Source organism: Pantoea sp. B623 (genome assembly GCF_024814475.1).
GTDB lineage: Bacteria > Pseudomonadota > Gammaproteobacteria > Enterobacterales > Enterobacteriaceae > Pantoea > Pantoea ananatis.
This window is the reverse complement of record NZ_JANUXM010000004.1, coordinates 3,481,761-3,503,083: the sequence shown is the minus strand read 5'-3', so window position 1 is coordinate 3,503,083 and position 21,323 is coordinate 3,481,761. Positions and strand designations below refer to the sequence as shown.

The 21,323-nt window shown below is 55.1% G+C and carries 22 protein-coding genes; 16 read left to right on the top strand and 6 right to left on the bottom strand.

Annotated features, from left to right (window positions below):
* The first annotated feature begins 4 nt into the window (after nt 1-4).
* Complete coding sequence (gene speG, locus NXS97_RS18285) at nt 5-550, top strand: spermidine N1-acetyltransferase (protein WP_013026855.1); 546 nt, start codon at nt 5-7, stop codon at nt 548-550.
* Here the strand turns inward: speG and NXS97_RS18280 are convergent, their stop codons facing one another.
* From NXS97_RS18280 to NXS97_RS18265, 4 genes are all read right to left on the bottom strand, one after another.
* On the bottom strand, nt 551-970 hold the full coding sequence (locus NXS97_RS18280) for a hypothetical protein (RefSeq protein ID WP_015699658.1): 420 nt from the start codon (nt 968-970) through the stop codon (nt 551-553).
* Nucleotides 971-1,066: 96 nt separating this feature from the next.
* Nucleotides 1,067-2,002, bottom strand: coding sequence for a homocysteine S-methyltransferase (gene mmuM / locus NXS97_RS18275; RefSeq protein WP_015699657.1), 936 nt, complete (start codon nt 2,000-2,002; stop codon nt 1,067-1,069).
* Nucleotides 1,992-3,398: an S-methylmethionine permease gene (mmuP, locus tag NXS97_RS18270; protein ID WP_116219795.1), complete on the bottom strand. Its 1,407-nt coding sequence runs from the start codon at nt 3,396-3,398 to the stop codon at nt 1,992-1,994. The genes mmuM and mmuP overlap by 11 nt, the downstream gene beginning before the upstream one ends.
* 136 nt (nt 3,399-3,534) lie before the next feature.
* The gene (locus tag NXS97_RS18265; RefSeq protein ID WP_014605202.1) at nt 3,535-3,870 is read right to left on the bottom strand and encodes a DUF2002 family protein; all 336 of its coding nucleotides are present in this window, start codon (nt 3,868-3,870) and stop codon (nt 3,535-3,537) included.
* 151 nt (nt 3,871-4,021) lie between these two features.
* Between NXS97_RS18265 and NXS97_RS18260 the strand changes: the two genes are divergently transcribed.
* The 12 genes from NXS97_RS18260 to emrB all read left to right on the top strand — a co-directional run bounded on the left by NXS97_RS18260 (nt 4,022) and on the right by emrB (nt 17,159).
* Nucleotides 4,022-4,339: a DUF883 family protein gene (locus NXS97_RS18260; protein ID WP_014605201.1), complete on the top strand. Its 318-nt coding sequence runs from the start codon at nt 4,022-4,024 to the stop codon at nt 4,337-4,339.
* Between the two features lie 292 nt (nt 4,340-4,631).
* Entirely contained in the window at nt 4,632-4,874 is a 243-nt protein-coding gene (locus NXS97_RS18255) for a redoxin NrdH (RefSeq protein WP_014605200.1), read from the top strand.
* 4 nt (nt 4,875-4,878) lie between these two features.
* Nucleotides 4,879-5,292, top strand: a complete 414-nt coding sequence (gene nrdI / locus NXS97_RS18250) for a class Ib ribonucleoside-diphosphate reductase assembly flavoprotein NrdI (protein ID WP_013026862.1) — start codon at nt 4,879-4,881, stop codon at nt 5,290-5,292.
* Nucleotides 5,262-7,400: a class 1b ribonucleoside-diphosphate reductase subunit alpha gene (gene nrdE, locus NXS97_RS18245; protein ID WP_028715557.1), complete on the top strand. Its 2,139-nt coding sequence runs from the start codon at nt 5,262-5,264 to the stop codon at nt 7,398-7,400. The genes nrdI and nrdE overlap by 31 nt, the downstream gene beginning before the upstream one ends.
* A gap of 9 nt (nt 7,401-7,409) precedes the next feature.
* Nucleotides 7,410-8,369: a class 1b ribonucleoside-diphosphate reductase subunit beta gene (nrdF, locus tag NXS97_RS18240; RefSeq protein ID WP_013026864.1), complete on the top strand. Its 960-nt coding sequence runs from the start codon at nt 7,410-7,412 to the stop codon at nt 8,367-8,369.
* A gap of 368 nt (nt 8,370-8,737) precedes the next feature.
* A complete protein-coding gene (proV, locus tag NXS97_RS18235) occupies nt 8,738-9,937 on the top strand; it encodes a glycine betaine/L-proline ABC transporter ATP-binding protein ProV (RefSeq protein WP_015699654.1) in 1,200 nt (399 codons plus the stop codon).
* The gene (gene proW / locus NXS97_RS18230; RefSeq protein WP_116219794.1) at nt 9,930-11,081 is read left to right on the top strand and encodes a glycine betaine/L-proline ABC transporter permease ProW; all 1,152 of its coding nucleotides are present in this window, start codon (nt 9,930-9,932) and stop codon (nt 11,079-11,081) included. Before proV ends, proW begins: the two co-directional genes overlap by 8 nt.
* Before the next feature lie 59 nt (nt 11,082-11,140).
* Nucleotides 11,141-12,139 (top strand): glycine betaine/L-proline ABC transporter substrate-binding protein ProX, encoded by a 999-nt coding sequence (gene proX, locus NXS97_RS18225; protein ID WP_116219793.1) that lies wholly within the window; start codon nt 11,141-11,143, stop codon nt 12,137-12,139.
* A 146-nt stretch (nt 12,140-12,285) separates the two neighbouring features.
* The gene (locus NXS97_RS18220) at nt 12,286-13,485 is read left to right on the top strand and encodes an MFS transporter (protein WP_105077885.1); all 1,200 of its coding nucleotides are present in this window, start codon (nt 12,286-12,288) and stop codon (nt 13,483-13,485) included.
* 270 nt (nt 13,486-13,755) lie between these two features.
* Nucleotides 13,756-14,286 carry a transcriptional repressor MprA gene (gene mprA, locus NXS97_RS18215; RefSeq protein WP_014594402.1) on the top strand — a complete coding sequence of 177 codons (531 nt, stop codon included), beginning with the start codon at nt 13,756-13,758 and terminating at the stop codon, nt 14,284-14,286.
* Between the two features lie 148 nt (nt 14,287-14,434).
* Nucleotides 14,435-15,607: a multidrug efflux MFS transporter periplasmic adaptor subunit EmrA gene (gene emrA, locus NXS97_RS18210; RefSeq protein ID WP_013026870.1), complete on the top strand. Its 1,173-nt coding sequence runs from the start codon at nt 14,435-14,437 to the stop codon at nt 15,605-15,607.
* 16 nt (nt 15,608-15,623) lie between these two features.
* Entirely contained in the window at nt 15,624-17,159 is a 1,536-nt protein-coding gene (emrB, locus tag NXS97_RS18205) for a multidrug efflux MFS transporter permease subunit EmrB (RefSeq protein ID WP_013026871.1), read from the top strand.
* Between the two features lie 51 nt (nt 17,160-17,210).
* Here the strand turns inward: emrB and NXS97_RS18200 are convergent, their stop codons facing one another.
* Nucleotides 17,211-18,263: an NAD(P)-dependent alcohol dehydrogenase gene (locus NXS97_RS18200; protein ID WP_015699651.1), complete on the bottom strand. Its 1,053-nt coding sequence runs from the start codon at nt 18,261-18,263 to the stop codon at nt 17,211-17,213.
* Nucleotides 18,264-18,375: 112 nt separating this feature from the next.
* Between NXS97_RS18200 and NXS97_RS18195 the strand changes: the two genes are divergently transcribed.
* Nucleotides 18,376-18,783 (top strand): helix-turn-helix domain-containing protein, encoded by a 408-nt coding sequence (locus tag NXS97_RS18195; RefSeq protein WP_072137101.1) that lies wholly within the window; start codon nt 18,376-18,378, stop codon nt 18,781-18,783.
* 83 nt (nt 18,784-18,866) lie between these two features.
* On the opposite strand, the gene NXS97_RS18190 is transcribed toward NXS97_RS18195, so the two are convergent.
* Nucleotides 18,867-19,964, bottom strand: coding sequence for a tRNA/rRNA methyltransferase (locus NXS97_RS18190; RefSeq protein WP_116219792.1), 1,098 nt, complete (start codon nt 19,962-19,964; stop codon nt 18,867-18,869).
* Between the two features lie 159 nt (nt 19,965-20,123).
* On the opposite strand from NXS97_RS18190, the gene trxC reads away from it, so the two are divergent.
* A complete protein-coding gene (trxC, locus tag NXS97_RS18185; protein ID WP_013026875.1) occupies nt 20,124-20,543 on the top strand; it encodes a thioredoxin TrxC in 420 nt (139 codons plus the stop codon).
* Between the two features lie 82 nt (nt 20,544-20,625).
* Entirely contained in the window at nt 20,626-21,306 is a 681-nt protein-coding gene (locus NXS97_RS18180; protein ID WP_072137102.1) for a tRNA-uridine aminocarboxypropyltransferase, read from the top strand.
* The last annotated feature ends 17 nt before the right edge of the window (nt 21,307-21,323 follow it).

Here is a 21,323-nt window from a genome sequence, read left to right as displayed (position 1 = left end):
GATAATGACCATCAGACTCCGCCCGCTGGAAAGAGAAGATCTGCACTTTGTGCACCAGCTTGATAACAATGCCAGCGTCATGCGCTACTGGTTCGAAGAGCCGTATGAGGCTTTTGTTGAGCTGTCCGATCTCTACGACAAACACATTCACGATCAGACCGAGCGACGTTTCGTGGTGGAACATGAGGGGCAAAAAGCGGGAATGGTGGAACTGGTCGAAATTAACCATGTCCATCGCCGCGCTGAGTTTCAGATCATCATCGATCCGACCCATCAGGGCAAAGGCCTGGCAACCCAGGCCGCCCGACTGGCGATGGATTACGGTTTCTCAGTCCTCAACCTGTACAAGCTGTACCTGATTGTCGATCAGGAAAATGAGAAAGCGATCCATATCTACAGCAAACTCGGTTTTGAGATCGAAGGCGTGCTAAAACACGAATTCTTTATCAATGGCGAGTACCGCAATACGATCCGTATGTGCATTTTCCAGCATCAGTATCTGGAACGGCATAAAACCCAGGGCAGCATGGTCAAACCCACTGCCCAGTAATCAGCCGCGCGCGCCGACCGGATTCATGTAAGGGCTGGGATGCTCTGGCTCGAGGTTGTACATGCCGCCATAGAACGGATCCACCAGTAACCAACCGGGTAAACCCAGCAGGGGAATATTTCCCAGCAGATACCAGAGGTTGGCGCGGGCCTCAATTGGCACCGTTACTGGCACATAGCCCGGACTTTCCAGCATCAGCAGATAGTGTTTTTTGCCAAAGTAGCGGTGGTTGGATTTCTCCAGGACGACGGTTTTCGGCGTGTATCCTTCCGCAACCGGGCGGCCGTTTTCATCCTGCACGGTAAAACGCGCGCCCGGCGGCTGTGAATCGATCAGAACCGATTGAGTTTCAGTGCCAACAATGGTGGCGCAGCCGCTCAGAAGCATCGCGGCGGCAAGCGCCAGAATGTGCTGTTTCATGGAAGGATCCGATAAAAGTCAGGAAGCACAGTGTAAACCGCCCTTCCCACCTTTTCATCTGTCTCAATCGGGCTATCATCGCCCGATTCTGCCGCTTTATTGCGGTTGACAATGCCGGGCAATAGCCGCGATGTCTTTGGGGGAGGTGCGGCAGCAGCCGCCAATGAGCCGGGCTCCGGCCTGCTGCCACTCGCTAAACTTGTCATGCAAGGTGCAGCCAGAGGGCGCAGAGTGCCAGGTTTTGCTGCTGGCGTCGTACTGCTCGCCCGAGTTGGGATAGACCACCAGCGGTTTGTCCGTCAGGCGCTGGAGCTGCTGCAGGGCCGGCGTAACGCTTTCCAGCGCAATACAGTTGATTCCTAATGCCACCACCTGCGGTTGCGCATTGAGGTAAGCCGCCACCTCACGCAGCGGCGTACCGTCGCTGATGTGTTCGGCATCACGCAGCGTGAACGAGAACCAGGCGCGGCTGTCAGGGAATTCGCCTAACAGGGCAACCAGCGCCTGGGCTTCTGCAAAGGAGGGCAGCGTTTCGCAGGCCAGTACATCCACGCCCGCCGTCAGTAATGCGTTGATCCGTGGGCGATGGAACGCCATCATTTCAGTCTCTGGCAGCGCGTAATCCCCCCGGTATTCCGATCCATCGGCCAGAAACGCGCCGTAAGGTCCGACCGATCCCGCCACCAGCAGGATCTTTGCTTCGGCCTGCGTCGCCAGATAATCTGCGCGGGCACGTTTAGCCAGTTCGACGCTTTGCGCGATCAGCGCCAGAGACTGCGTTTCGTTGAGGCCCCGCGCCGCAAAGCCCTGCGGCGTTGCCTGATAGCTGGCAGTAATGGCGCAGCGCGCGCCGGCAGCAAAATAGTCGTAGTGCACCTGGTAAATCAGCTCAGGGTTCTCCACCAGCACTTTAGCGGACCATAACGCATCCGCCAGATCGCAACCACGTGCCTCAAGCTCGGTCGCCAGCGCGCCGTCAAGAATTAGCGGGGCAGACTGTTGTAATGCGCGCGAAACAGGATTATGCGACATCCCTGGCCTCCTTAGCCTGTGTTTTTTTGTGCGTGACATGGTAAGCGCCATAGCAAAACAGCACAAACGGAATTCCGCACCACAGGGCAATACGCTGCGAGGGATCGAAAGCCAGCCCCACACAGGCCAGCAGGCAAAGCAGGAAGCCCAGGATGGGAGTGAGCGGATACAGCGGCGCGCGATAAACCAGTTCCTGCAGCGATTTACCCTGTTGCACATGACGACGACGAAAAACGTAGTGCGACGCGCAGATGCTCAACCACACGACCACCACGGCAAAGCCAGAGATAGCAGACAGCGCCACAAATACGGTATCCGGCGCGACCACGCTGGAGAACAGCGCCAACAGGCCGCCGATCATACTGACCGTTATCGCCAGCAGCGGTACCCCGCGTTTGTTGACCCGGGCGAAGGCGCGCGGCAGCGTGTTCTCATTGGCCAGCGACCACAGCATGCGGCCTGAGGCATACAGACCCGAGTTCGCCGCAGACAGGATGGCCGTGAGTATCACAAAGTTAATGATATCTGCCGCCCAGGGAATGCCGATCTTCTCAAATACCAGCACAAAGGGACTTTTAACGATGCCGGCCTGGTCCATTGGAATTAAGGCGGCCAGCACGAAAACGGTGCCGACAAAGAACAGGATCAGGCGCGCGACGGTAGTGCGAATGGCCAGCGGCACGACTTTTTGCGGGTTTTCGGTTTCGCCTGCGGCAATGCCAATTAGCTCGGTGCCGGAAAAGGCAAAGTTCACCGCGACCATCGTCATCAGAATCGGTAATACACCATTAGGTAGCCAGCCGTGTGCGGTGATATTGCTCAAACCCGGCGCGGGCGTGCCGTCTTTCATCGGGATAAAGCCAAACATGGCCGCGCCGCCCAGGACGATAAAGGCGACAATCGTGATGACCTTGATGATGGAAAACCAGAATTCCCCTTCGGCAAAGAAACGGGTGGAAATCACGTTGAGCAGATAGATGGCGATGCAGAAGACCAGGCACCATAGCCAGACCGGCACATGTGGAAACCAGTACTGCATGCAGAACCCTGCCGCCGTCAGGCTGGAGCCCAACGCGACGGTCCAAGTCAGCCAGTACAGCCAGGCGACGGTATAGCCCGTGGCCGGGCTCAGATAGCGAGCGGCATAGACGTGAAATGCCCCCGTTTCAGGCATGGCGACCGACAGCTCACCCAGGCAGGCCATCACAAGCCATACCACCAGCGCACCAATCAGATAAGCCAGCAGCGTGCCTGCGGCCCCGGTGGTGGAAATAATGTAGCCGGTATTAAAAAACAGGCCGGTCCCGATGACGCCGCCCAGCGATAGCATCACCAGGTGGCGAACTTTCATGGTTCGCTTAAATTGATCCTGCGAAGAAGTCGTCTGCTCGCTCATATATCCCATCCGTATGGACGTCTAAACATCTATATGCAGCAGATTTATACGCATTACGGCGCCGAAATGCAACGGGCGAAACGGTCAGGCATCGACGGGAAGGGATCGTTGCCCCGCGTTAACGGGGCGGGATGCGCTAGCCGAACACGCTCTGTATATAGCGTTCAAGCGCCATGCGGGAACTGAAACCGTGTGGAATACCATAATGTTCCTGCGAATCACCCGCTAGGTAGAGAGGGAACTGCGTGTAGTGATCACAGGTTTTCATTTCTGACGCCGGTTCGGCAAAAGGCTGACTTTTTTCTTTCAACGTTGGGTGAATGATCAGCGCCGTGCGCCCCATACGCGCTTCGCGGTTAACATAAACATAGTTGTCGCCACGACGGTAGCCATAAGCGCGTGGTGTAATCTCATCGACTTCAAAGCCTACTTTTTCCAGTACGCGCGCTACCTCATCTGGTCGTAAATACATGCTTGATCTTCTCCTCTTCAAAAGCCACGCAACCTTACATCAGCGTGGCTACACGGGCATTCGGAATTTTCCCTAAAGGGCCATCCCGCGCCTCGTTAAGTCAAACGTGGTCTACATTGAGTATTACGTGTTAATGACAAGGGAGCCAAAAATGTTTAATCGAACGCAAAAAAACGATGACATTGATATCAATCAGGATGTGAACGAGCTGGCTGATTCACTTGAAGCGTTGCTGAAATCTTACGGCAGCGAAGCGAAGGATGAGGTTAATTCAGCCCGCAGCCAGGCGGAAGCGCTGCTGAAGCAAACCCGTGCGAAATTAAACGGTGGCGGCAATCGTGTTTCGCAGGCCGCCCGCGATGCCGGCTATCAGGTTGATGCCTATGTGCATGATAAACCCTGGTACGGTGTCGGCATCGGCGCTGCGGTCGGGATTGTGCTGGGCGCGCTGTTAGTGTCCCGCCGCTAATCCCTGCCCTGCCGTTATCATCAGCCTCGCTCAATGAGCGGGGCTTTTTTTATGCCTGTTTTTTGCGCAACTGGCTTTACAAAATATTTTTTCACGTGGCAGGGCGCGTCGCCACTGGCTTGCCGCATCCGGGGCCATTAACCCCATATATAGTACGCTTGACCGCAATTAACGCTACATCTAGTATTCATTTCATTGTCACACCACAAGATGTTTGCAAGGACGAAGCCTGATTCATGGAAAAAAACTTCGTTATCCGCAGCGGCACCGCAATGAAAGAGGAATACGAATCATGCGCATTATTATTTACACTAAAAACAACTGTGTCCAGTGTAATGCCACGAAAAATGCACTGGATCGTCAGGGCATCGACTACCACCTCATCAACCTGGATACGCAACCGGAGGCCATCGATAACCTCAAGGCCTTGGGTTACCGCCAGGTACCGGTCGTCATGACGCGTGACGATCACTGGAGTGGGTTCCGCCCTGACAAGATAGCTGGCCTGTCTCAGTCCGTGGCGATGGGCGGATAGCCGCATGTTTCCACTGGTCTATTTTTCCAGCCAGTCGGAAAACACCCATCGGTTTATTCTCCGTCTGGGCCTGCCCGCGTGCCGCATACCGATTGACGCGAAGCAACAGCTGCACATTGACCAGCCCTATATTCTGGTCGTGCCCAGCTATGGCGGCGGCAGCCACCGCGGTGCGGTGCCCAGACAGGTTATTCAGTTTCTCAATGATGACGCCAACCGCAACGGCTTACGCGGCGTTATCGCCGCCGGTAACCGTAATTTTGGCGAAGGTTACTGCCTGGCTGGCGACATCATTGCTAAGAAATGTCAGGTTCCCTACCTGTATCGGTTTGAACTGATGGGAACCCCCGACGATATCGCCAATGTGAAAGCGGGAGTAACCCAATTTTGGCAACGACAGATACCCTCAACGACGTAGCGCTGGATTACCATGCGCTGAACGCCATGCTGAACCTGTATGACGCTGACGGCCGTATCCAGTTTGATAAGGATCAGCAGGCCGCACGTCAGTTTGTTATTCAGCACGTGCAGCCCAACACCCAGCACTTTGCCAGCATCGCAGAGCGCCTGCGCTATCTGGTCGCCGAAGGCTACTACGAAGCTTCCGTACTTAATCAGTATGATTTTAACTTTGTCTGCGGGCTGCACGACGAAGCCGATGCATGGGGCTTTGCGTTCAAGACCTTTTTGGGTGCGTGGAAGTACTACACCAGCTACACCCTGAAAAGTTTTGATGGCAAGCGTTACCTGGAAACCTTCGAGCAGCGTGCCTGTATGGTGGCGCTGACGCTGGCACAGGGCGATGAAACCCTGGCGCGCTCGGTGCTGGAAGCCATCCTGAGTGGCCGTTTTCAGCCCGCCACGCCGACGTTTCTGAACAGCGGCAAGCAACAGCGCGGCGAACTGGTTTCCTGCTTCCTGCTGCGCATTGAAGACAACATGGAGTCGATTGGCCGGGCCGTGAACTCTGCGCTCCAGCTGTCTAAACGCGGCGGCGGCGTGGCGTTTCTGCTGTCGAACCTGCGTGAGTCCGGCGCGCCGATCAAGCGCATTGAAAACCAGTCTTCCGGCGTTATTCCGGTGATGAAAATGCTGGAGGATGCGTTTTCTTATGCCAACCAGCTCGGCGCGCGTCAGGGAGCCGGCGCAGTCTGGCTGAATGCTCACCATCCGGATATTTTGCGCTTCCTGGATACCAAGCGCGAAAACGCCGATGAAAAAATCCGCATTAAAACGCTGTCGCTGGGCGTGGTCATTCCGGATATCACCTTCCAGCTTGCCAAAGAGAATCAGCCGATGGCGCTGTTCTCGCCCTACGATGTTGAAAGAATCTACGGTCAGGCGTTTGGCGATATCAGCATCAGCGAGAAATACGCGGAGATGCTGGCGGACGACAGAATCCGTAAAACCTATATTCAGCCGCGCGATTTCTTTCAGACGCTGGCGGAAATCCAGTTCGAATCAGGCTATCCCTACATCATGTATGAGGACAGCGTAAACCGGGACAACCCGATTGCCGGTCGCATCAATATGAGCAACCTCTGCTCAGAGATTTTGCAGGTGAACAGCGCCAGCGAATTCAACGAGGATCTCAGCTACCGCCGCATGGGCAAAGATATCTCCTGTAACCTTGGCTCGCTGAATATCGCCCATGCGATGGATTCTGGCGATCTGGCCCACACGGTGGAAACGGCAATTCGGGCGCTGACTGCGGTGTCAGATATGAGTGACATTGGCTCGGTTCCCTCCGTTGCGGAAGGCAATCGCCGCTCGCATGCTATCGGTCTGGGTCAGATGAACCTGCATGGTTACCTGGCCCGTGAAGGCATTGCTTACGGATCACCCGAGGCGCTGGATTTCACCAATCTCTATTTTTACTGTGTGACTTATTATGCCCTGCGTGCCTCGAATCAGCTGGCAAAAGAGCGCCAGCAGACTTTCGACGGTTTTAGCGCCTCAACCTATGCCACCGGCGCGTATTTTGACAAATATCTGCAAAGCGACTGGCAGCCGCGAACCGCCCGCATCGCCGCCCTGTTTGCCGATGCGGGCATCAGCTTGCCCTGTCACAACGACTGGCTGGCACTGCGTGAATCGGTGATGGCCTCGGGGCTGTATAATCAAAACCTGCAGGCGATACCGCCTACCGGATCGATCTCCTATATCAACCACGCCACGTCCAGTATTCATCCGATTGTGTCGCGAATAGAGATCCGCAAAGAGGGCAAAACCGGTCGCGTTTACTATCCGGCTCCCTTCATGACCAACGACAATCTGGAACTCTATCAGGACGCTTACCAGATTGGGCCGGAAGCCATTATTGATACCTACGCAGAGGCGACCCGACATGTGGATCAGGGCCTGTCATTAACCCTGTTTTTCCGGGATGACGTGACCACGCGCGACATTAATAAAGCGCAGATTTACGCCTGGAAGAAAGGGATTAAAACGCTTTACTACATTCGACTGCGCCAGATGGCCCTGCAAGGCACTGAAATTCAGGGCTGCGTCTCCTGCGCACTGTGAGAACCCATTATGCAACTCAGACAAATTCATGCCATTAACTGGAACCGTATTCAGGATGAGAAAGATCTTGAAGTCTGGAACCGTCTGACCAGCAACTTCTGGTTGCCGGAAAAAGTCCCCTTGTCCAACGATCTGCCGGCCTGGCAGACGCTGGATAAACAGCATCAGCAGTTGACCATCCGCGTATTCACCGGCCTGACGCTGCTGGACACCATCCAGAACGTGCTGGGTGCGCCGGGCTTAATGCCCGATGCGCTGACGCCGCATGAGGAGGCCGTCTTGTCGAATATCAGCTTTATGGAGGCGGTACATGCCCGCTCATACAGCTCGATTTTTTCGACGTTGTGTCATACCAGCGATGTGGATGCCGCTTATCAGTGGAGCGAAGAGAATCAGGCGCTGCAAAATAAAGCCGAGATCATTCTTACTCATTACCGCGCTGACGATCCGTTAAAGAAAAAAATCGCCAGCGTCTTTCTGGAGTCGTTCCTGTTCTATTCAGGATTCTGGCTGCCGATGTACTGGTCAAGCCGTGGCAAACTGACCAATACCGCCGATCTGATTCGGCTCATCATCCGCGATGAGGCCGTTCACGGCTACTATATTGGCTACAAGTACCAGAAAGCCCTTGAGCAGGTTGATGAAGGCCGCCGCGAAGCATTGCAGCAGTTCGCCATCGATCTGCTGCTGGCGCTGTATGAAAACGAGGTTGTTTATACAGAAGCGCTCTATGGCGATGTCGGCTGGGCGGAAGAAGTAAAAACCTTCCTGCACTACAACGCCAACAAGGCCTTGATGAATCTTGGCTATGAAGCGCTGTTCCCGGCAGAATTAACTCAGGTTAACCCGGCAATTCTGTCGGCGTTATCCCCAAACGCGGATGAAAATCACGACTTCTTTTCGGGTTCGGGCTCCTCATACGTAATGGGCAAAGCGGTCGAAACCGAAGACGAAGACTGGAGTTTCTAAGGTTGTCTGTGCCGTCATAACAGGTCACAGGCGGTCATGATTACTGGCGCTGATTAATAAGCTGTTATTTCCCTTAAATCAGCGTCATTATTTCTTATTCATTCCCTCCCTTCCGCTCGTCATTCTGCCAATATCTCAGCACTGCACGGTCTAATTACTGTCGTTTTTCAAAATAAATCATAAAAAATTCATCTCCCCGCATCCCTTGTGATGACTGGAAATTATCGCGATAAGGCGTGATTTCAAGCCATGAATATTTCACACCAGGGTTGACAGATAATCTGAGTATGTCAGGTTATAGCCTGCTTAAATTGAACCAGGGTACGTCATTTTACATTAAAATAATTTAATCAGGGCATTAATTACGGATGACAATAAAATTAGAAGTAAAAAATCTTTATAAGGTATTTGGTGATAATCCACAGAGGGCATTTAAATATATTGATAAGGGCTGTGGTAAAGAGGAAATCCTCGAAAAAACAGGCTTATCGCTCGGTGTCAAAAATGCCAGTCTGGCCATTGAAGAAGGCGAGATCTTCGTCATCATGGGGTTATCCGGTTCAGGGAAATCCACCATGGTTCGCCTTCTCAATCGTCTGATAGAGCCGACGCGCGGCCAGGTGATTATTGACGGTGTCGATATTGCAAAAATATCGGACAGCGAACTGCGTGAGGTTCGCCGAAATAAGATCAGCATGGTATTTCAGTCATTCGCCTTAATGCCGCATCTTGACGTTGTAAATAATGCCGCTTTTGGCATGGAATTAGCCGGCACCCCCTTAGCAGAACGTCAGGAAAAAGCCCTTGAGGCATTACGTCAGGTTGGGCTGGAGAATTACGCCCACGCCTATCCTGATGAGCTATCAGGCGGCATGCGTCAGCGTGTAGGTCTGGCACGCGCTTTAGCCATTAATCCCGATATTTTATTAATGGATGAAGCCTTTTCTGCACTCGATCCCTTAATTCGTACCGAAATGCAGGATGAGCTGGTGAAATTACAGGCCAGACATCAGCGCACTATCGTATTTATTTCACACGACCTGGACGAAGCCATGCGCATTGGCGATCGTATTGCCATTATGCAAAATGGTGAAGTCATTCAGGTCGGCTCACCCGATGAAATCCTGAATAATCCCGCCAATGATTATGTCCGCACGTTCTTCCGCGGCGTCGATATCAGTCACGTCTTTAGCGCTAACGATATTGCACGCCGAAATGCTGGCGCGCTCATTCGCAAAGCGACCGGATTAGGCCCGCGCTCGGCCATACAACTGCTGCAGGAAGAAGATCGTGATTACGGCTACGTGCTGGAGAAACAGAAATTCATCGGCGTAGTGTCAACCGATTCTCTCAAGGCGGCCCTGGCGGCAGGGCAAGGGCTGGAAAGCGCCCTGCTCGACGCGCCAGCGGCGGTTCCTGCCACGACCTCGTTAAACGAACTGCTCTCACACGTGGCGCAGGCTCCCTGTGCCGTTCCGGTGGTGGGAGAAGAAAATCAATACGTCGGTGTGATATCGAAAAGCACGCTGCTACGTGCTTTAGATCGTGAAGGAGCCAGCAATGAGTAAAGACACAGCAACCCCATGGGGTAACCCCACGACCACCGATACGCAGAGCGCCCCGGCGAGCGATCCCTGGTCGGGTGCCGCAGATCAGGGCGGTGCCGCCGACAGCGGTCATCATGCCGCCACCGGCGGTGCAGATGCGTGGGGCACGCCAGATGGCGGTGCCGCGACAGGCTCCAGCGGCAGCACAGACTGGTTGAACAACGCGCCTGCACCCCAGGCGGACCATTTCACTATTATGGATCCGTTCCATAAAACCTGGATTCCGCTGGATCACTGGGTCACCGAAGGGATCGACTGGGTCGTGAATCATTTCCGTCCGGTCTTTCAAAGCATTCGCGTACCGGTGGATTATATCCTCAGCGCGTTTCAACAGCTGCTGCTGGGCATGCCCGCGCCGGTGGCTATCGCGCTGTTTGCGTTAATCGCCTGGCAAATCGCCAGTCCGGCAATGGGCATTGCCACGCTGATTTCGCTGATCGCCATTGGCGCCATTGGTGCCTGGTCGCAGGCGATGATTACGCTGGCGCTGGTGCTCACCGCCCTGCTGTTTTGCATCATCATTGGCCTGCCTATGGGCATCTGGCTGGCGCGCAGTGAACGTGCGGCACGTATTGTGCGTCCGCTGCTGGACGCCATGCAGACCACACCGGCCTTCGTTTACCTGGTGCCGATTGTCATGCTGTTTGGTATCGGGAATGTCCCGGGCGTCGTCGTCACCATCATTTTTGCCCTGCCGCCGATTGTCAGGCTGACCATCCTGGGAATTAAACAGGTTCCTGCCGACCTGATCGAAGCCAGTGAATCCTTTGGCGCCAGTCCGCGCCAGCTGCTGTTTAAGGTACAGCTGCCGCTGGCCATGCCCACCATCATGGCGGGTGTGAATCAGACGCTGATGCTCGCCCTGTCGATGGTGGTCATTGCCTCCATGATTGCCGTGGGTGGACTGGGCCAGATGGTGCTGCGCGGCATTGGTCGCCTGGACATGGGCCTGGCCTCCGTGGGCGGCGTCGGCATCGTGATTCTGGCCATTATCCTTGACCGCCTGACGCAGTCGGTGGCGCGTGACAAACGCAGCCGTGGCCGTCGCCACTGGTACCACACCGGCCCCATTGGCCTGCTGACGCGTCCTTTCCGTCAATCCTGAATCTTGAGCGCGGCAGTCAGCTGCCGCCGTTATCGCGACAATAAAAACGAGGAATAATCATGCGCAAGACGCTCCCTGCTGCCGTTGCCATTCTGGCCACTTTCTCTGCTTCTCACGCTTTCGCGGCCGATCTGCCGGGTAAAGGCATCACGGTGAAACCGGTACAAAGTACGATTGCCGAAGAGACTTTTCAGACGCTGCTCGTGAGCCGGGGCCTGGAGAAGCTGGGCTATACCGTTGAGAAACCGAGCGAAGTGGATTACAACGTCGCCTATACCACCATCGCCTCGGGTGATGCGACCTTCCTGGCAACCAACTGGCGGCCACTGCATGACGATATGTATAAAGCCGCAGGCGGGAGCCAGGCGTTTTATCGCGAGGGAACCTATGTTTCCGGCGCGGCTCAGGGCTATCTCATCGACAAAAAAACGGCTGAAAAGTATCACATCACCAATATCGCCCAGTTGAAAGATCCCAAGATTGCCAAGCTTTTCGACAGCAATGGCGATGGCAAAGCGGATATGACTGGCTGTACGCCTGGCTGGGGCTGCGAGGCGGTCATTAACCACCAAAACACAGCTTATGGCCTGAGCAACACCGTCACCGCCAACATGGGCAACTATTCGGCGATGATCGCGGATACTCTGGCGCGCTTTAAACAGGGAAAACCTGTCCTTTACTACACCTGGACGCCTTACTGGCTGAGTGATGTGCTTAAACCGGGCCGCGACGTTGTCTGGCTGCAGGTGCCATTCTCTTCATTGCCGGGCGAACAGAAAGGCGTGGATACCAAACTGGCTAACGGCGCGAACTATGGCTTCCCGGTCAACACGATGCACATTGTGGCCAACAAAGCCTGGGCGGAAAAAAATCCCGCCGCCGCGAAACTGTTTGCCGAGATGACACTGCCGATTGGTGATATCAATGCGGAAAATGCCGCCATGCACACAGGGCAAAATTCTGAAGAGGATATCAATCGCCACGTAGACGGTTGGATCAAGGGCCATCAGGCCCAGTTTGATAAGTGGATTAACGACGCGCGCGCCGCGACTCAGTAAGGCTCGGCAGGCAGACGAAGGGCGGACACCTGTCTGCCCTTTTTCCGTTATGACTGATTAACAGGCGCATGACATAAACATAGCTCTCAAATAATTTTTTAGGTTATTATTAACGCCACTTTATTAATATTTACCTCTGCCTCCCTATGACAACATCTCGCCCTGGTTTAACGTCTGCACTGGTGGGACTGATGTCCGTTGCCACTGGCCTCTGTGTTGCCAGCAATTATTATATTCAGCCACTGCTTCATACCATTGCCCAGCACTTTGACCTGTCGGTGGCGCTCGCGGGGTTCATTGTGACCAGCGCACAGCTTGGCTATGCCTGTGGGCTGCTGTTGCTGGTCCCGCTTGGCGATATGCTGGAACGGCGCGGCCTGATAGTGGGCATGATGGTGCTGGCTGCGGCGGGCATGGTGATCATTGCTCTCTCTTCCTCATTTCCCTTTCTGCTGTTAGGCACGGTGATCACCGGACTCTTTTCGGTGGCGGCCCAGATTCTGGTGCCTCTGGCCGCGACGCTGGCAGAGCCGGAAAAGCGGGGCAACGTTACCGGCACGGTCATGAGCGGCTTGCTGCTGGGCATCCTGCTGGCGCGAACCGTTGCGGGCGGGCTGGCGCAGTTAGGTGGCTGGCAAACCGTATACTGGGTCGCCAGCGTATTTATGCTGCTGATGGCGATTGCGCTGTGGCGCACGCTGCCGCGCATCACACCTTCTGTTTCATTGAATTATCCGCAATTGCTGATTTCCCTATTTCGGCTGTATGCCGCCGATCCTGTGCTGCGCACCCGTTCCGTTACCGGCTGTCTTACCTTTGCGAATTTCAGCATCCTGTGGACATCAATGGCATTTCTGCTCTCTGCCACGCCTTACGGTTTCTCGGAAGGAGAAATCGGGTTACTGGGACTGGTCGGCGCCGCCGGGGCGCTGGCAGCAAGGAAAGCCGGCTCGCTGGCGGACAGAGGTCATGCCAAACTCACCACCAGCGCAGGCTTGCTGCTGATGTTGCTGTCCTGGGCGGCCATTGCCTGGGGCGCGCAGCAGCTTGTGGCGCTGATTGTCGGCATCTTAGTGCTGGATCTGGCGGTTCAGGCCGTGCACATCACCAATCAAAGCGTGATATATGCACGCCAGCCTGAGGCACGAAACCGACTGAATGCCGGTTATATGACCAGCTACTTTATTGGCGGTGCGCTAGGCTCATTGCTGTCGGCCAATGCCTACCATTTCGCGGGCTGGTATGGCGTCTGCGCGGCCGGTGCGACACTGACTTGCCTGAATTTACTGATCTGGTGGCGGAATCATCGCCTGGAACAAAGGAATAGCCAGAATAGTGTGATTTAGCCTGTTCAGCGGAGTGTGAGTTTGCTATCGTTGGCCCAAAGTTATTCACGCCAGTTATTTTTTCTTTTGCAATCATTTGATGTCGTACCGTTTCACTGTACGACCAACGCGTATGAAATCGATGCGCAAAACCTTTACCCTGGGGTCAAGGACAGATCTTGAACTACCACAGTGCGACAGCCTGAGGATGACCTGTTAAGGCCAGAATACTCAGCAATGACGCTGCCACCGTGGTGATTATAAAAGTTGAAATTAGTGAGGTTTTTTCTAATGGAAAGTTCGTTTACGCCCATTGAGCAAATGTTAAATATCCGTGCCAATCGTCACACGGATTTCCCCTTCCAGGAAATTCTCCTGACGCGCCTTTGCATGCATATGCAGGGTAAATTGCTGGACAATCGCAACAAAATGCTTAAAGAACAGGGTATTAATGAAACCCTGTTTATGGCGTTACTGACGCTGGATGCGCAGGAAGACCAGAGCATTCAGCCTTCTGAGCTGAGCACCGCCCTGGGTTCCTCACGGACTAATGCCACGCGCATTGCCGATGAGCTGGAAAAACGGGGCTGGATTGAACGTCGTGAAAGCGCGCAGGATCGCCGTTGTCTGCATCTGCATCTGACCGACAAAGGCAATGCATTTCTGCAGCAGGTGCTGCCGCCTCAACATCAGAGCCTGCAATACCTGTGGTCTTCACTGACCGGTGATGAGAAGTCACAGTTGGAAAACATCACCCGCAAGCTGCTTACCCGTCTGGATAAGATGGAAGAAGATAAACTAACTGCTTCCCTGTCGCGGTAATAGCAAGATCTGCGACACAATCACCTGACGAAATCGTTATTTTAACCCTCTTTTATCCGGCCAGCGCTTAGTCGCTGGCTTTTTTGGCTCGGGCGATGGTGAAAACGGAGTTTAACCCGCCGATTAAGTGGAAAACGTGGAGAAATAAATGAGTGCATCAGAGGCGCAAAGCCCGCATCAGCCAGTAAATAACAAGAAGAAAAAGCGCAAAGGCGCGCTGCTATTACTGGCGCTGGTCGTCGTACTGCTTGGCATTGCGTGGGGCGTTTACTGGTACCTGGTGCTACGCCACTATCAGGAAACGGACGATGCTTACGTTGCCGGTAACCAGGTGCAGGTGATGGCCCAGGTCTCAGGCAGCGTCAATAAAGTCTGGTTTGATGATACCGATTTTGTCAAAAAAGGGGATGTGCTGGTATCGCTGGATAAAACCGACGCACAGCAGGCGTTTGAAAAAGCCCAGACCGGGCTGGCGACCAGCGTGCGCCAGGTACATCAGGAGATGATCAACGCGAAACAGTATCAGGCCACCATTGCGCTCCGTCAGACCGCGTTAGATCAGGCGCAGGCCGACCTGAAACGCCGCGAGCCGCTGGGCGCCTCTAACCTGATTGGGCGTGAAGAGCTGCAACATGCACGCGATGCCGTGGCTTCAGCGAAAGCGGAGCTGGATGTGGCGGTTCAGCAGTATAACGCGAACCAGGCGATGATCCTGAATACCTCTCTGGAAAACCAGCCTGCCGTGAAGCAGAGTGCGGCACAGCTGCGTGATGCCTGGCTGGCACTGCAACGTACTGACATTCGCAGCCCAATGGATGGCTATGTCTCGCGCCGCAGCGTGCAGGTTGGCTCGCAAATCAATACCAGTACGCCGCTGATGGCGGTGGTGCCTGCAACCGACTTGTGGGTAGACGCTAACTTCAAAGAGACCCAACTGGCTGGCGTGCGTATCGGCCAACCGGCAACCGTTGTGGCGGACATCTACGGTGACGATGTGGTTTACCACGGTAAAGTTGTCGGTCTGGACATGGGAACCGGAAGCGCGTTCTCCTTGCTGCCGGCGCAAAACGCCACCGGTAACTGGATCAAAGTGGTTCAACGTCTGCCGGTCCGTATTGAGTTGAATCAGGACGAAGTGGCTAAACATCCTCTGCGTATCGGGCTGTCAACATTGGTAGAAATTGATACCGATAATAAAGACGGCAGCGCACTGGCTACCAGCGTTCGTCAGCAGGCTGCCTACAGCAGCAACGCCCTGGCCATTGACCTTGCACCGGTTGATAAGCTGATTACCGATATCGTCCACGCGAACGCCGGATGATCACCCGGAGGCTGTAATGGCACAAGCACCGCTTAAAGGGATGCCGCTGGTCTTAATGACCATTGCGCTCTCCCTGGCGACGTTCATGCAGGTTCTGGATTCCACCATTGCGAACGTTGCTATACCGACCATTGCGGGTAATCTGGGGGCCTCAAACTCCCAGGGGACCTGGGTCATCACGTCTTTCGGGGTGGCAAACGCCATCTCGATTCCGATAACGGGTTGGCTGGCCAAACGCATCGGTGAAGTCAAACTCTTTACCTGGTCGACCATCCTGTTTGCGCTGGCTTCCTGGGCCTGCGGCATGTCCGAAAGCCTGGAAATGCTGATTTTCTTCAGGATAATTCAGGGGATCGTTGCAGGTCCGTTGATTCCGCTGTCGCAAAGCCTGCTGCTGAATAATTATCCGCCTGCAAAACGCAGTATCGCCCTGTCACTCTGGGCGATGACGGTGATTGTGGCCCCCATATGTGGCCCCATTCTCGGCGGCTGGATCAGTGATAACTATCACTGGGGCTGGATCTTCTTTATCAACGTGCCGATTGGTGTTGTGGTCATCATGCTCACGCTGCAAACCCTGCGTGGTCGTGAAACCGCTACCCAGATCCGCCCCATTGATACCGTTGGCCTGGTGCTGCTGGTGGTCGGGGTTGGCTCGTTGCAGGTGATGCTGGATCGCGGTAAAGAGCTGGACTGGTTTAGCTCAACAGAAATTATTGTGCTGACGATTGTCGCGGTGCTGGCGCTGGTGATGCTGTTGATTTGGGAGCTGACAGACGATCACCCGATAGTCGATCTGTCGCTGTTTAAATCGCGCAACTTCACCATAGGCTGCTTATCCATTAGCCTGGCCTACATGCTCTATTTTGGATCGATCGTTCTCTTGCCGCAGTTGCTGCAGGAGGTCTACGGTTATACCGCGACCTGGGCAGGGCTGGCCTCAGCGCCGGTCGGGATTATCCCGGTTATCCTGTCGCCCATCATTGGTCGGTTCTCCCATAAGCTTGATATGCGGAAACTGGTCACCTTCAGTTTCATCATGTATGCCATTTGTTTCTACTGGCGCGCTTACACGTTTGAACCGGGCATGGACTTTGGCGCGTCGGCCTGGCCGCAGTTTATTCAGGGCTTCGCGGTCGCCTGCTTCTTTATGCCACTTACCACAATTACGCTGTCGGGTTTGACACCCGACCGGATGGCGGCGGCGTCCAGTTTATCGAACTTTGTGCGTACGCTGGCGGGTTCGATAGGGACGTCGATCACCACCACGATGTGGACGGATCGTGAGGCAATGCATCACAGTAATCTCAGCGAATCGGTGACGCCTTATAACGTTAATGCGCAGCAGATGTACAGTCAGCTTGAGGGGATGGGCATGACGCATCAGCAGGCCTCAGCGTACATCGCTCAGCAGATCACCAATCAGGGATTGATCATTTCCGCCAACGAGATTTTTTGGGCGTCGGCGGGCGTCTTTCTGGTGCTGCTGGTGCTGATCTGGTTTGCCCGTCCGCCCTTTACCGCCGGTGGCGGTGGTGGTGGTGCGCACTAGACGAACGCGATGGGGTTCTGGCGTGGAAGTCACGCCCGCCAGAACCCGTTTTTACGCCCAGCGCGTCGCTTTCATATCCATCACGAACCGGTATTTCACGTCACCTTTTAGCATTCGCGTAAAGGCTTCTTCGACCTGCTCTCCACGAATCATCTCAATGTCTGCGGTGATGTTGTTGTCGCCGCAGAAATCCAGCATCTCCTGGGTTTCTTTAATGCTGCCGATGGACGAGCCGCTGATGCTTAAACGACGGAACACCATTGGCGTCACGTTCGGTGAAGCGTGCGGACTGTCGGGAATGCCCACCAGCACCAGGCGGCCATTGGTTTTGAGCGTCGCCAGATAAGGGTCAAGATCGTGCGGGGCCGCCACGCAGTCAACGATAAGATCCAGCGCGTTCTGGCTGGCCTGCATAGCCTGAGCATCGCGTGATACCACCACATGACGGGCACCGAGACGGCGGGCATCCGCGGCTTTGTCAGCCGACGTGGTGAAAAGCGTCACCTCAGCTCCCAGCGCACTCGCCAGCTTCACCGCCATGTGGCCTAACCCACCCAGGCCAATCACGCCAACCTTATCGCCCGTTTTCACGTTAAAATGGCGCAGCGGTGACCAGACAGTGACGCCTGCGCACAGCAACGGCGCAACACCGGCCAACGGCAGGTGCTGTGGCACCGAAACCACGAAGTCCTGATCGACCACCACGTGCTCAGCATAGCCGCCTCGGGTAGATTCACCGGTGTATTTATCCGTACCGTTATAGGTCGCAGTGAAACCGGCTTCACAATATTGTTCTTCCTGCTGCTGACAGAAATGACAGGTGCGGCAGGAATCCACCATCACGCCCACGCCAACAATATCACCCGGCGTAAATCGGGTGGCAGCGCTACCGGTTTCGCTCACCCGTCCAACGATTTCGTGTCCTGGCACCAGGGGATAATGGCTTACCGCCCATTCGTTGCGTGCCATATGCAAATCTGAGTGGCAAACGCCACAATAAAGGATTTCTATCCGGACATCCTGCGGTTGAAGCGGACGCAGCGCGATCTGGCCGGCGGTAAGGGGCTGGGTCGCATCGTGCGCGATCAGTGCATTAATTTTCATGGTGCCTCTCATAGTGACTGGCTTTTGATAACGGAGGGCGGCAAACTCTACTTAAATAGAGCCATTATTGATAGTAGTTACCATTTGGTGACCATAAAGGAGGGAGAAGACGATGCCTGCCTGGGTAGAGGGTAAACTGGTTTTTTATGTGGATTCACCGCCGCGCCGACTCATGGATCTTTTTTCTGCCAAGTGGAATCCGATGGTGCTGCATGCGCTGTATCACTGGCCGGGAGGCCGCGCACGCACGGGCGAGTTGCAGCGAAGTTTGCAGGGGATATCAAAAAAGATGTTGTTTCAGACGCTGAAGGAGCTGGAGCAGCGCGGATTGATCACCCGCCATGTTTACGACGTGATCCCACCCAAAGTCGACTATGCGTTAACGGCGCTGGGCCAGACCTTCGCGGAACCGGTAGAGCAGCTGTATCAATGGGGGCTGGATAATCAACGGGCGCTTGATGAGATGGACGAACATGTTGAACAGGCTACATCCGACACCGGGGAGGGTAAGGCGGGGTAACGGGCTGGCGGAGCATCTTTCACGCCCCGCCGGGAACGCTGAACCTGTATGGCACGTTTCACGGCACCATACATCAGCTAACATCAGGCGTTCTGACGCCACCATTCGGCCAGCAGAACGCCGGTAGCGACGGAGACGTTCAGACTTTCCACGTTGCCGGTGCCGCCAATCGACAGGCTCATATCGCCCTGCTGGAACGTGCTGTCAGACAAGCCTTCACGCTCCTGACCCAACACCAGTACCATTTTGGCCGGTAGCACCGCGTCAGACAGGGATGTGCCCTGATGGCTCGAGGTCGTCACGATGGTGTAACCCGCTTTGCGGAAGGCTTCGAGGCCTTCATTAAAGGTTGCGCCGCTGATAGCCTGAACGTGTTCAGCGCCGCCTTCCGCCGTGCGAACCGCTGCACCGGATTCCAGCAGCGAGGCATCGTTAACCAGCAGACCTTTCACACCAAAGTGCGCGCAGCTGCGCATGATCGCGCCAAGGTTATGGGGATTGCTGACATCTTCAAGCGCCAGTACACAGTCTTTGCTTTCGGCCTTGTTAAGCCATTCTGCTACGTCCATGCCCATGCGTTTCTTGATCAGGAAGCAGACGCCGCCGTGGTGTTCAGTACCGGAAGCTTTGGTGATCTCTGCGTCATCGACCACGTGATAGGCTTTGCGGTTAGCCGCCAGCCAGCGCAGCGCATCGCGGAAACGTGGCGTCACGCTTTGCACAAACCAGGCGCGAACGATGCATTCAGGACGGCTCTGGAACAGCGCCTGACAGGCGTTTTCACCGTAAACGCGGGTTTCTTCCAGACGCTGGCGACGAATCTGCTCAACGTCCACCACGCCTTTACCGCTGATCCCTGGGTTTTCCGGTTTGTTGTCTTCCACGACCGGCGCGCGGGAGACGGTGCGCCATGGGGAATCACTGCTGCCGTAAGCATCACGATTGTCGCTGCCGCGATCGTTGCGGCGTGGCGCGCTATCGCTGCGACGGCCTGTGCCGCGTCCGCCTTCTTCACTACGCTCAGTGCGCGGGCCGGATGAACGACGATTGTCTTCACGGCGAGCAGCAGGACGGCCACCTTTGCCTGTACGAGGATTCGGCGCGCGCGCGCTTTGCTCATCTTCGCCACGCACATACATGACTTTGACCTTACCACTTTTGCCTTTAAATTCGTCGTTCATTTCTTCCTCCTGCATTGAGAGCGCGAAGATTACCTGATGTGACTGCGCTTAGCTATCAACTATTGTACCTATAGAGCAATCCACATTGAGACGATCTTACCACCCTTTCATAATGGACAATATTGAGCAAAGTGCTCTAGTTCATTATCAGAGGTTTATATGAATACGGTATGCACGTCTTGTCAGGCAACCAATCGCGTTCCCGAAGAACGGCTTGCCGATGGTGCCAAATGTGGTCGTTGCGGCGAAAGCCTGTTTTCTGGCGAGGTCATCAACGCCACCGCCGCCACGCTGGACAGCTATCTGCAGGACGATCTGCCGGTCGTGGTGGACTTTTGGGCGCCATGGTGCGGCCCCTGCGTTAATTTTGCCCCGGTGTTTAAAGACGTCGCACAGGAGCGCAGCGGCAAGGTGCGCTTCATTAAAGTGAATACGGAGGCCGAACCGGCGCTGAGCAGTCGCTTCCGCATTCGCAGCATTCCTACTATTATGGTCTTTAAGAAAGGTGAGATGGTGGACATGCTAAACGGTGCCATGCCGAAAGCGCCCTTCAACGAGTGGCTCGACGAATCCCTGTAAGCGCAAAAGGCCAGCCCGTGCTGGCCTTTTCCCTTTGTCCGACGCTTCGATTACACTACGCTTTTTCCTGTCCTGAATAATCATGTCTGAAAATGCCGTTTTGCGTTTACGTGCCCAACGTCTGGCCCGCGCCACACGTCCCTTTCTGGCGCGTGGGAACCGTGTGCTTCGTTGCCAGGGATGTCTGTTGCCGGAAAAACACTGTCTGTGCGCCAGCATTCGTGTGCAGTCTGCCCGCAGTCGCTTTTGTCTGGTGATGTTTGATACCGAACCGATGAAGCCAAGTAATACGGGCCGGTTGATCGCCGACGTCTTGCCAGATACCCAGGCCTTTAGCTGGTCACGCACCGAGCCCGATCCTTTACTGCTGCAGGCCGTGGCCAGTGAGGCTTATCAGCCCCTGGTGGTTTTCCCTGCATCTTACGCCGATGAAGGTCGCCAGATTGTGCATTCGCCGCCGCTGTCAGGTAAACCGCCGCTGTTTATCATGCTGGATGGTACCTGGAATGAAGCCCGCAAGATGTTTCGTAAAAGCCCCTGGCTTGACCGCTTTCCGGTGATCTCGCTCAACGTCACCGCGCCGTCCCGCTACAGGCTGCGCGAAGCGCATGGCGAAGGTCAGCACTGCACCGCAGAGATTGCCGCGGCGCTGCTGCACCAGGCCGGCGACCGTGCGGCTGGCGAGGCATTGACCCTGCACTTTGAGCAGTTCCGTCAGGCCTATCTTGCCGGTAAGCCGCATCATCCCGGCCAGGAGGAGTAACACTCGCCCTGGCAGGC

Bases quoted from the DNA above. Each gene is read 5' to 3' on its own strand.
- speG (WP_013026855.1), top strand. From the start codon at position 5: ATGACCATCAGACTCCGCCCGCTGGAAAGAGAAGATCTGCACTTTGTG.
- NXS97_RS18280 (WP_015699658.1), bottom strand. From the start codon at position 970: ATGAAACAGCACATTCTGGCGCTTGCCGCCGCGATGCTTCTGAGCGGC.
- mmuM (WP_015699657.1), bottom strand. From the start codon at position 2,002: ATGTCGCATAATCCTGTTTCGCGCGCATTACAACAGTCTGCCCCGCTA.
- mmuP (WP_116219795.1), bottom strand. From the start codon at position 3,398: ATGAGCGAGCAGACGACTTCTTCGCAGGATCAATTTAAGCGAACCATG.
- NXS97_RS18265 (WP_014605202.1), bottom strand. From the start codon at position 3,870: ATGTATTTACGACCAGATGAGGTAGCGCGCGTACTGGAAAAAGTAGGC.
- NXS97_RS18260 (WP_014605201.1), top strand. From the start codon at position 4,022: ATGTTTAATCGAACGCAAAAAAACGATGACATTGATATCAATCAGGAT.
- NXS97_RS18255 (WP_014605200.1), top strand. From the start codon at position 4,632: ATGCGCATTATTATTTACACTAAAAACAACTGTGTCCAGTGTAATGCC.
- nrdI (WP_013026862.1), top strand. From the start codon at position 4,879: ATGTTTCCACTGGTCTATTTTTCCAGCCAGTCGGAAAACACCCATCGG.
- nrdF (WP_013026864.1), top strand. From the start codon at position 7,410: ATGCAACTCAGACAAATTCATGCCATTAACTGGAACCGTATTCAGGAT.
- proV (WP_015699654.1), top strand. From the start codon at position 8,738: ATGACAATAAAATTAGAAGTAAAAAATCTTTATAAGGTATTTGGTGAT.
- proW (WP_116219794.1), top strand. From the start codon at position 9,930: ATGAGTAAAGACACAGCAACCCCATGGGGTAACCCCACGACCACCGAT.
- proX (WP_116219793.1), top strand. From the start codon at position 11,141: ATGCGCAAGACGCTCCCTGCTGCCGTTGCCATTCTGGCCACTTTCTCT.
- NXS97_RS18220 (WP_105077885.1), top strand. From the start codon at position 12,286: ATGACAACATCTCGCCCTGGTTTAACGTCTGCACTGGTGGGACTGATG.
- mprA (WP_014594402.1), top strand. From the start codon at position 13,756: ATGGAAAGTTCGTTTACGCCCATTGAGCAAATGTTAAATATCCGTGCC.
- emrA (WP_013026870.1), top strand. From the start codon at position 14,435: ATGAGTGCATCAGAGGCGCAAAGCCCGCATCAGCCAGTAAATAACAAG.
- emrB (WP_013026871.1), top strand. From the start codon at position 15,624: ATGGCACAAGCACCGCTTAAAGGGATGCCGCTGGTCTTAATGACCATT.
- NXS97_RS18200 (WP_015699651.1), bottom strand. From the start codon at position 18,263: ATGAAAATTAATGCACTGATCGCGCACGATGCGACCCAGCCCCTTACC.
- NXS97_RS18195 (WP_072137101.1), top strand. From the start codon at position 18,376: ATGCCTGCCTGGGTAGAGGGTAAACTGGTTTTTTATGTGGATTCACCG.
- NXS97_RS18190 (WP_116219792.1), bottom strand. From the start codon at position 19,964: ATGAACGACGAATTTAAAGGCAAAAGTGGTAAGGTCAAAGTCATGTAT.
- trxC (WP_013026875.1), top strand. From the start codon at position 20,124: ATGAATACGGTATGCACGTCTTGTCAGGCAACCAATCGCGTTCCCGAA.
- NXS97_RS18180 (WP_072137102.1), top strand. From the start codon at position 20,626: ATGTCTGAAAATGCCGTTTTGCGTTTACGTGCCCAACGTCTGGCCCGC.